This window comes from Paraburkholderia sp. GAS348 (assembly GCF_050434205.1).
GTDB lineage: Bacteria > Pseudomonadota > Gammaproteobacteria > Burkholderiales > Burkholderiaceae > Paraburkholderia.
The window spans coordinates 20,668-31,178 of the sequence record NZ_JBNPVT010000038.1 but is presented as its reverse complement, the minus strand read 5'-3'; the positions used below and the strand labels follow the sequence as shown (position 1 = coordinate 31,178).

7 protein-coding genes and 1 pseudogene are annotated in these 10,511 nt (G+C 58.2%); all 8 read right to left on the bottom strand.

What is annotated here, in order from left to right:
* Nucleotides 1–213, bottom strand: a pseudogene (locus tag P3T22_RS31895) (IS6 family transposase); the annotation flags it as partial.
* 145 nt (nucleotides 214–358) lie between these two features.
* On the bottom strand, nucleotides 359–1,348 hold the full coding sequence (locus tag P3T22_RS31890) for a Gfo/Idh/MocA family protein (RefSeq protein ID WP_429327111.1): 990 nt from the start codon (nucleotides 1,346–1,348) through the stop codon (nucleotides 359–361).
* Entirely contained in the window at nucleotides 1,339–2,661 is a 1,323-nt protein-coding gene (locus tag P3T22_RS31885; RefSeq protein ID WP_429327110.1) for an LVIVD repeat-containing protein, read from the bottom strand. Before P3T22_RS31885 ends, P3T22_RS31890 begins: the two co-directional genes overlap by 10 nt.
* A gap of 3 nt (nucleotides 2,662–2,664) precedes the next feature.
* Nucleotides 2,665–3,909, bottom strand: coding sequence for an FAD binding domain-containing protein (locus tag P3T22_RS31880; RefSeq protein WP_429327109.1), 1,245 nt, complete (start codon nucleotides 3,907–3,909; stop codon nucleotides 2,665–2,667).
* Between the two features lie 120 nt (nucleotides 3,910–4,029).
* Nucleotides 4,030–5,277, bottom strand: a complete 1,248-nt coding sequence (locus tag P3T22_RS31875) for an MFS transporter (RefSeq protein WP_429327108.1) — start codon at nucleotides 5,275–5,277, stop codon at nucleotides 4,030–4,032.
* A gap of 165 nt (nucleotides 5,278–5,442) precedes the next feature.
* A complete protein-coding gene (locus tag P3T22_RS31870) occupies nucleotides 5,443–6,384 on the bottom strand; it encodes a dihydrodipicolinate synthase family protein (RefSeq protein WP_429327107.1) in 942 nt (313 codons plus the stop codon).
* 46 nt (nucleotides 6,385–6,430) lie between these two features.
* On the bottom strand, nucleotides 6,431–9,445 hold the full coding sequence (locus P3T22_RS31865) for an FAD-binding and (Fe-S)-binding domain-containing protein (RefSeq protein ID WP_429327106.1): 3,015 nt from the start codon (nucleotides 9,443–9,445) through the stop codon (nucleotides 6,431–6,433).
* Between the two features lie 27 nt (nucleotides 9,446–9,472).
* On the bottom strand, nucleotides 9,473–10,390 hold the full coding sequence (locus P3T22_RS31860; RefSeq protein ID WP_429327105.1) for a haloalkane dehalogenase: 918 nt from the start codon (nucleotides 10,388–10,390) through the stop codon (nucleotides 9,473–9,475).
* Nucleotides 10,391–10,511: the final 121 nt, after the last annotated feature.

Below are 10,511 nucleotides of genomic sequence, written 5' to 3'. Positions count from 1 at the left end.
ACGATTCCAGCGCTTGACGAACTCCGGCGTGAAACGCATCACCCAACGCATGATCGTGGTGTGCGCCAGCGACAAACCCCGTTCGGCCATCATCTTGACCAGATCGCGCAGGCTGAGCTTGTCGCGTAGATACCAGCGCACACAAAGAATGATCGCGTCACGGTCAAAGTGACGGCCGGCGAACAGCCCGTCCAAACTCTTCAGCCTGCTCATCGCGGCCCCTCAAATCGATCAGCTCGACACTCTACCCGATTCGTTGATCGCTATTTGCACCACAGCCCAACCGGGCATGTTCATCAACGAGTCTCCAAATGTATGTATATTTAAATTGACAACGTATTTGTTGTCGTTACCCGCTCTACAACTGAATCGGTCGAGCGCTCCTTAGCGATTCAGAGGCGGCCGCCGTGACGGCAACGTTCCGAATCATCTGGCTGACAGAAATCTGATAGGGTGCACCGTCGGCCACGGCGCGGCAGAAGCTTTCCAGATTCGCTCTTACCGAATCATTCCAATCGTGCACGATAGTTTTTTCAGTACCGTTCGTAGTGCGGATGGTCGTGATACTTGAACCGCCAGAATCGGGATGCGCCAGGTTTCGAACCTCTGCCCAACCAGCGGTTCCAAAGACAGCGAATCGCATGTAAAGCGGCGTTTCGAGTATGGAACTGACGTAACCCGTAGCTCCACTGGAAAAGCGCAGGTGCAGCGAGAGAGCCTTGCTCACCGCGCCGTCGTCACGACGTGGTGACGAGGCGTACACCTCGGAGACGTCACCGAGCATATCGAGCATAAGATCCGTCAGGTGAACGCCCGTGGCGGTCATCGGCAGGGGAGCCAGATCCGTGCCAGTAAATCGCCAGTTTTCGGTTGGCACGTTAGCGAGCTTGTCATGGCTGAAACTGCCTTCGGCGTGCAGGACGGTCCCGAGTTCGCCACGCCTGATTAGCTCGCGGATCTCCACCATTGCGGTTTCAAAGCGGCGCTCATGCCCGAGTCCGAGTCGAACGCCGGCCTTTTCACACGCGGTGGCACACTTGATCGCATCGTCGACGGTGAGCGCCAGCGGCTTCTCGCAGAAGATGTGCTTTCCCCACGCAGCAGCCTTCATGACCTGCTGGGCATGCAAGGCATGAGGTGTAGTCAGCACCACGATTTGAATGCCATCGTCGTTTAATATGCTCTCGAAGTCTGTTGTGAATGGCACGCCATACGCGTCGGCCGCTGCCCGGTGAGCGTCTCGACTACCAACCGCGGCGGCGAACCGGAGTACATCGGACCCGGCCATCTGACGCATCAGGTGCTTTCCCCACCACCCGAGCCCGACAATCGCTGCGTTTATTGCCACGATTCGATCTCCAGGATGTAGAGACCGCCGTTGTAATCGGTCGAATAGACGATGCCGTTCGAATCCACGAACACATCGGCAGACTGGATTACTCGCGGACGGTCTGGACGCTGGTCCATCAGACGTGTCGGCGCGGGCGGCACCCACGCGGCGATCTCGACTGGCCGGTACGGATCGCGTACATCAAACGCACGTATGCCCGCGTTCTGATAGGTTGCGAAAATAATTTCCGAGCTGACAAACGACCCCGGACGATTCTCGTGCAGGTTGTGAGGCCCGAAGTGTCCAGCCTTCGATTTGTAGTCGTACTCGGCCGGCGTCGGAAATGTCGAGATGCTCATCGGATTGCGCTTCTCACGGACGTCGAACATCCAGACAAACTTCTCACCATCTTCCTGATGATCAAGCACTGCTTCGTCGAGCACGACCAGCAGATCACGATCGGGGAGCGGTAAGCAGTTGTGCGTGCCCCCGCCGAATGGGGGCGACCAGTTCCGATGTGTGATCAGTTTCGGCGCCGATCGATCAGCCACGTCCAGAATGACCATCCCGGCGTCCCGCCAGGCACAATACGCCGTATCTCCGTGAACGATCGGATGGTGCAGACCGTTCCGTCTGGAGCCGTCCCAGGAAGGCACCTCTCCACCGGCGACATGCATGCCGGGCAACCAGAATCTGCCGGCTTCTTTCGGGTTCCGGGGGTCGGACATATCGATGGTGATGAAGATATAGTCCGTGTATCCATCAAGCAGCGCCGACGCATAGGCCCAGCGGCCTCCGGTGTACCACACGCGGTGAATGCCGCCGCCTTCCACTGGCATAAAGCCGATTTCGCGCGGAGAGTCTCCCTTCGAGATGTCGTAGACGGCTAGTCCTGCGCGCCAATGACGCCCAGTGCTCGGCTTGCTGGCCGTGCCTACTTTCTGGCCGAGTGCGCCGCTATAGTACGCGCGCTCGTCCTGAAACTCGATCGCGGCGAACATGTCTTTGGCGTTAATCACAAGCAGAAGATCGTCGTGCGTCTGCAGGTGAATATTCCAGGTGTCGGGCTTTGCCGGTACATAGTTGACCGGGGTTGGTTTCGTAGGATCCCTTACGTCAATGACGCTGAATCCTTTCGAGAACATATGGCCCACGTATGCATAGCCACGATGGACCATGAGCTGTACACCGTCGGGGCGGCCACCCTGGTCTGAATGACCAATAATGCGCATGTTTTTCGAAAAGTCCGGGACTGGAAGGTCGGAAGTATACATCTCAATCTCTCTAGTTGCGTTTCGTGTCCGGCGTCGCCGGGATTTCAGTGCAGCCAACCATCAAAGCGGTTTGAGGAAGTCGGACGAAGCCGTGTTCTTAAGAATGCCGTGGACACTGTGAAACTTTTGCCAATGCGCGTCGTGTGAGGTGTTATTGGAGCGGTGTGGCAACAGCAGATACTCACCGAGCGTACGACCACGCTCCACCGCCTTTTGACCGACGTCGAGGCGGTCCTTTTCGAACTTCGCCAGTGCCTGCTCGACCGGCATCGAAGCGTCGCGCAAAACATCCGCAAGTGCCTGCGCGTCCGATGCGCCTTTGGCGACGCCCATCCCAATGTGCGGTCGGCCAACGGAAGCGGCATCGCCAATCAGCACGACCCGGCCTAACACCATCTTCGGAGAGAAGTGGTCGTAGATCGGCGTGAAGAAGGGGCGGGGAATGGCCGTCAGCGTGTCACTAAACGAGGGCGGAAGGTTGCCTTTGGCTGCGCGCTTGATTGCGTCGATCAAATCCTGGCGAACCTTCTGAGGCGAAATCGAGATCGGATGGTAAGCGCCGTTTTCGTCCACCAGCATGGTCTCGAGCGCTTCCTTGTCGACCGGTCGGTACCAGACCCAGTTGTAGCGCCGACGACCCGCCTCAAGCGCGTGATCCTGGCCAGGAATCGGGTAGCCGATAATCTTGTTGTTCGGCGGCAAAAAGAACGCGAACTTGTCGAAGATCGTGTCTTTTGCGGACTTCGGCATGGCGCTCTCGTCTGCGACGCCGCGCCAGATCACATAGCCCGCGTAAATCGGCTGGATTTCAGGCATATATATTTCGCGCACCGTCGAGCGATAACCGTCCGCCGCGACGAGCAGATCGGCTTTCTCTACACGCCCGTTGGTGAAATAGGCCGTTACCCCCGACGACGATTGTTCGACGGATTGCAGGTTGCACCCGAGATGGTGATGCTCGCTTGGGACCATGGTTCGCATCAAATGATGGAGCTTGTCCCACGACGTCACGATCTGAGGATAGGTCAGCCGCTCGATGACGCGATCCTCCTGGTCGATCGCAATGCGATCGGTGATCTCGACACCGAGCCGGCTAACGTCCACACCGCTTTCCAAGAGCGCCTCGCGGAGCTCCGGCTGCACCGTGATGCCCGCTCCCCGTCCGAACAGTTCCACTTCGGAACGCTCGAAAACCTCGACGGACCAGCCCGCCTTGCGCAACAATGCGGTCGCAAAGAGTCCCGCCAGGGAAGCGCCGATGACCAGCGCGCGTCGCCGGGGCGACGGATTGTGATGTTGATTCATTGCTCTACCTCACAACAGAAGCGGTTTTGATAATGACGTTTTTTTTGGTTCTTCCGGAATTTCCGGTTGAAGCCTGGTGGCTACGGCGGCCGGGCACGACTAGCTTCGTTTTCTCCGTACTCAACGGAGCCGGGAGAAATCAAAGAAGCTCATGAGAACAATGGCGGCACACGGGGGCGCGAACACCATCACATTGGCGGCGATAGACCACCCCCACATTTCCGCGAGCTTCCCAAAGAGAAATCCGGCGAACGGCCCGCTTATATAGAATCCGGCCATTGCTGCGGATACGGCATACCCAATTTTTGCGGGGTGGGCACTGCGCTGAATGATGGAGACGAAGCGGGCATAGAAAAAGCCACTGACCATCAGACCGAACACGAAGGATAGAACCTCGTGCGTGAGCGGCCGTGACGCACCATTGAAGAGGGCGAAGCTCACTGCTGCGAGAACTGCAAGACCAGCAAAAACGCCCTTTTTTCCGAGCCGATCGCCTGCCCAGCCGCCAGCGACCGCGCCCATTGCGCCAAGCCCGTACATCCCCAGTGCAGAGCCCGCCGCTATTGGCGAATAATGCAAATGCTCGCGAAGGAACGTTGCGTAGAGCGCCGAATACGAAAAGAAAGCCAGTCCGACTAGCGCAAACGAGATTGAACCAAGCAGCACGTTTCGGTTGAGCAGTCGGGGAACGTCTTCACGCGTCACCCGAAGCGTGTCAGTACTACCACTACCCGGCTCCGCGGCCTCGATGAAATCGGAAGGAATGAGGAACCAGACCGCGACGGCAATGAGAATGCCAGCGGAGCCGAAAACGTACATAGGGATCTGCCACGATCCAACCCACGCACTCAGACGTGTGCCGGCGATCGGGCCTACGAGCGCTCCAAAGCCGAAAAACGCCTGCATAACCCCCATCGCTGCACCGCGGGTCCGACCGAAATAGCTCCCAATGCAGCAAAAGATCGTCGCAATCTGCAGCGCTTCCCCAACGCCCGTGAAAGCGCGATAGACCGACAGGCTGATGAAGCCCTGGGCGAAAGGTGTGGCAAGCGTAAAGAGCGAGTAACCAATGAGACCGCCGAAGAGAATCGATCGGCGTGTGAAGCGTGCAAGGAACCACCCGCTAACCGCGCCAAAAATGGCGACATTGATCGTAAATACGGTACTGGCGAATCCTGACTGAGCCAGGGTTAAGCCGTAGGTCATCCGAATTCCGCCGAGTAACGCGGGGAACACCTGACGGTCCATCGCGTTAAACATGTATGAGATGCCGAGCAAAAGCATGACGAATACGAGGGATGTCTTCGTCAAATTTCCGGCCGGTACGAATGCAGGGGGCTGCGCGGCGTAACTTTCCAAACTGTTCATACGTGTCTCCTCATCGAATCCTCATGCAGATCCCGATGCCTCCGGCTTTTTGCCTGTCGTCGCGCCGACTTACCTCTGTACGGCGCACCGCAGGCTTCGTGTTATTGCGGAGCGGAAATGGGGATCTGTGGCCTCTGTCCCACGTTGGTGGAGCAGGGCTGATTGCTACGAGTTCAGGCCATGCATAACAAACCGAACGTCGCTTAGCCGCTTCATCAGGTCCAGGCCCGCCTCGTCTGCGAACGAAGTCAGGGGTGGCCGCACGACCGACCATGCGGGCGTGTTAGTGACTTTCGACATCACGTATTTCATGGCGGGAATCATTGGCGTCGACATAAAGATTTCGCGGATAGTCAATGCGGCGGACAACGTATTCGTCGGTTCACCCGAAATCAACGCGGTGTATAGCTCGACGAGGCCGCGCGGATTCATATTCGCTGTGGCGCTGATACATCCGGCACCGCCGATTTCAATGGATCGAGCCAGGAACGCTTCACTTGCGGGAAACACATCAAATCCGTCCGCTCCGAAGCTGCGAATCATGGACTCGGTATTCGCCAGGTCTCCTGATGAATCCTTTGCGCCACGAACAATTCCCGGGTAGCGCTTGATCAGGCGCTCGATGAGCGTCAGGGTAATCGGAACCTGGGTGAATTGAGGGATGTGGTAGAGATAGGTCCTTAGGCGCGAGTCCGAAACCAAGTCGATGACTCGGGAAAAGTAGTCGAACAGGCCGTTCTCCGACGGATTCTTGAAATAATACGGTGGCAACATGAGAACACCGGCTGCCCCCATTGTGACGGCATGGCGGGTTAGCTCAACCGTCTCCTTCAGCGACGATGTGCCCGTGCCCGGCATCATTTTTCCGGCGGGCAGTCCAGCGTCGATCAATGTGTCGAGCAACGACATTCGTTCGGAAAACGACAGCGAGGCGGCTTCCGAATTTGTTCCGAACACTGCCAAACCTGCGCCGGCGTCCACGAGCCACTTGCAGTGCTCAATGAATGCTTGCGTGTCCACTTCCAGGTCGTATCCGAACGGAGTCACGACGGGCGCGAGTACACCGCGAATGGGCTGGTGAATATGAGGCGTTAGCGAGGATGTCACAATGCGCTCCTTGAATGGTCGGTATGTATCCGTTACTGGCTCGGTTCTATGCACTTTCCGCTGATGCTTCCGCGGTCGCGGCATTTCCGTCGTCCGACCGGGCTTCTGCACGCTCATGCGCGATTTTTAGAAGCTCAGCGAAATGCACGACCTGGCGACCGGTCTTCTGGTGGATTTGCTCCCGGCAACTGAAGCCGTTCGTCAGAATGAACGCCTGCTTGGGGGCCTGCCGCACAGCGGGCAACAGCACGAGCTCGCCCACATTCGCTGAGATCTCCTCATGCCTTGGATCAAAACCAAACGAACCAGCCATTCCGCAGCACCCGCTGTCGAGCCACGTCGCCTTTACACCCATCGCGGCAAGAATGGCTTTTTCACCCGTCACGCCGAAGAGGGACTTCTGGTGGCAGTGCGCATGGACGATGACCTCGGCGTCAAACCGGGGCGGGCGGTACCCGCTCACGCTGAGAAAGTCGCCAAGCAGGAAAGCGTTGTCGGAGAGGACCTTCGCCCGTGGATCATCCGGGAACATTTTCAACAGTTCGTCCTTGAACACCGACATGCATCCGGGCTCCAGCCCGACGAGCGCGACGGCGGCATCGTCTCCGTCAAACAGGGGAGACAACGTATCGAGAATCGTCTGCAAACGTTCACGGGCCGCGTCGAGGTAACCATAGTCGTAGAGCGGCCGGCCGCAACAGAGGCGCCGCGAGGGCAACTGCGCGTCAAAGCCGGCGACCTCCAGTACGTCGACCGCGTCATTGGCTATTTCTGGATGAAAGTGCTCGGAGAAGGTGTCTACCCAAAGAATCACCTTCTTCAACGATCGCGAAGGATTGGCGGGACGACGTTTGTGAATTTTTCTATGCGTTTGCGGTGCAAATCGCGGCAGCGTCCTTCCCGCGGCAACACCGGCGATTCGCTTTGCGATGGACGAAATGACCGGCGTTTGCGTCAGTGCATTCGCCAGACCCGGCAAGCGACCGGCCAGAGGCGCCCAGTCCCCGATGCGGCCCATCGATAGCGCCTGACGAGGACGTCTGCGGCGTTCGTAATAGTGCGAGAGAAACTCGGCCTTGTACGAGGCCATGTCCGTATGAGTCGGACAGTCGCTCCGGCATCCTTTACACGCAAGACAGGTATCCAGCGCCTCCTTCACCGGCTCGCTCTGCCAGCCGTCTTCGATCAGATCTCCCTGCAACATTTCCCACAGAACTCTGGAGCGGCCTCGAGTCGAAAAGCGCTCGTCGTGCGTCGCCCGATAGCTGGGACACATGGTGTTCCCCTGCTCGGAGCGACAACGTCCCATCCCGACACAACGCTCCACTGCTCGCTGGAAGCCATTTCCTTCCTGGCTCCTGAACTGAAGCCTGGTCGAAAAGTTCACGACCTTGTAAGCCGGACCCATACGCAGGTCTTCGTCGAGACCGCGTGCATCCACAACTTTTCCGGGATTCATTCGGCCCTGCGGGTCCCAGATCTTCTTGAAGGTACGCATCGCCTCCATCAGCTCGTCGCCATACATAATTGGAAGCAATTCGCCTTTTGCCTGGCCATCGCCGTGTTCGCCCGACAACGAGCCGCCATAATCGACCACGAGCTGCGCGGCTTCCCGTGCGAACTGCCGATATCCAAGTACCCCTTGTGCATCCCTGAAGTCGAAGGTGATACGAGCGTGGACACACCCATCGCCGAAATGCCCGAACAGCGATGTCTTGTACCCATAACGATTGACCAACGCCTGAAAAGCACGCAGATAGTCGCCGAGCCGATGCGGATCCACGGCCGCATCTTCCCAACCGACTTTGGGATCCGGCTCCCCCGGGTTGATCGACAGTTGTGTACTGGAGGCGCCGTTCTCGCGGATCGACCAGATCCGCCGTTGGTCTTCGGGGCTGACAAGGAGTTCGCTGGTCGGAACGGGCCCGCTAGCCCGATTCAGAATCGTTGCTGCAGCGCGGTCCGCGTTGGCAACCGCATCTTCCGGATTCTCGCCACCGAATTCCATGAGAACCCACGCATCGCCCTCGGGCAACATCGCGATCTCGGCAGCTGCCAGGTTTCGTGCTTCGAGTCCCCGGATGATTTGACGGTCGAGACCTTCAATCGCAAGTGGTGAGCATTGCAGAAATTCTGGTACCGCGTCGGCTGCCGTATAGATGTCGGGAAATCCCAGTGCCAGAACGACGCGATGCGCGGGACTATGAACCAGACGGACACGGGCGCGAAGCGTCAGCGCGCACGTGCCCTCGGTTCCTACAAGAGCGCGGGCGACATTGAAGCCGTTTTCAGGCAGCAACTGATCCAGGTTATAGCCCGAGACGCGACGCTTGATGTTCGGAAACCGGCTGCGGATAAGGTCGGCATACCTGTCACGAAGCGCCCGCAGGCCAGTGTAGATTTCTCCCTTTCGTCCGCCTTCTGCAATGATGTGCTCGAGTTCGTCCTCGCTGGTCGGCCCCACCCAGAAGCGCGCCCCGTCGTACGTCAGAACTTCTATTTCTTCGATATTTTCAAGCGTCTTTCCGGCCATTACAGAGTGTGGACCGCAGGAATTATTTGCGATCATCCCACCCAACGTGCACCGGCTATGCGTCGACGGATCCGGCGCAAACGTGAGTCCGTGCTGTTCGGCCGCGTCGCGAAGCTGATCGCAGATCACACCGGGTTCAAGAAGCGCTGTGCGCGAGGAGGGGTCCAGATCGAGAATGCTCGAACAGTGGGCTGATACGTCGAACACCACTGCCGTGTTGACGGTTTGCCCGCTCATTGAGGTACCGGCACCTCGCATCAGGACAGGTGCGTTGTGGCGCCGACATACCTCAATCCCTTTGATCAGTTCGTCGATCGACGTGGGGATGACCACCGCCAACGGAACTTGTCGGTAATTGGAGGCATCGGCCGCGTACACGGCCAGGTGAGCGGTGCCAAAGTACACTGACGCCCCCAGGGCGGCGGCCAGTTCGTCACGGAGCCAGACCCATGGGTCTCTCGACCCATGGCTCCCGGCGGTCGATTGGCCGCCAGCCACATGCGGCTGCGCAGATTGAATTGTCGACATGATGAGACGTTCGCCCTTGCTTCGACGTTACGATGCCGTGGGCGCGGACCAGGCCGCACCACGAACCTGTGTCACGAACTGGGCCACCGCCTCCCCAATCTCGTGTGGGCAGTCTTCGGGCAAATAGTGTTTCGCGCGCAGAGAGATCTCGCGCTGGTTGGGCCACGCCCGGCAAAACTCCCGCGCCGCGCCGGCCGTTCCGTGTCCTTCCTCGGCGTTGATGAAGAGCTTGGGCAAATGGACGCTTTGTGTGAGCCAGTCGCTGTATCGTTTGACACGGGCATACGTGTCCGGAGGATCACCGTCGAACGGGATTTGCCGAGGCCACACAAGCGTCGGCAGACGCGAGACACCGGGTTCGCGGAATGGCTTCAAATAGACTTCCTTCTCACGAGAGGTCAACTCGCGAATGACGCCGTATTCGAACAACATCTTCTCGACGAAGAAGTTGTCCTCGAGACACATTCTTTCTCCTTCTTCGCCGCGCAGCCGTTTGAACATCGCCTGGCGCTCCGGCGGCATATCGGTCCACAGCCTCGGGCGAACCATCGCTTCCATGTAAACGATGCCAGATACCGAGTGGGGGAAGCGAACCGCACGATCGAACCCGAGCGCTGCCCCCCAGTCCTGAACAACCAGGATGGCTTTTTTGCGCAGGCTTAACTGGTCGAACCACGCATCGAGATAGTTCGCATGGTCTACGAATTTGTAGGAGTAGGTCGGCGACGGGCTTGACTCACCCATTCCAATCAGGTCGGGCGCAAGGCACCGTCCGAGCTGCTGTACGAGGGGAATGACGTTTCGCCATGTGTAGGACGATGTGGGGTTGCCGTGCAGGAAGACGATCGGATCACCTTCGCCGACGTCGATATATGCCATTTCAGCGTCGTGCACGCGAGTTCTCTTTAGATCGAACGGGAAGTCCGCAGATATTTCTCTTTGCATTTCAAGTCTCCTTATCGACGCAGGCCTAACCTGGCGTCTGGCAGGTCAGCTATGTTTCGTGGCGCAACGATTTGTCGCGCGTTTTTCGGTAGCCTGAGTTTTTTGCTCACGATCTACCAAC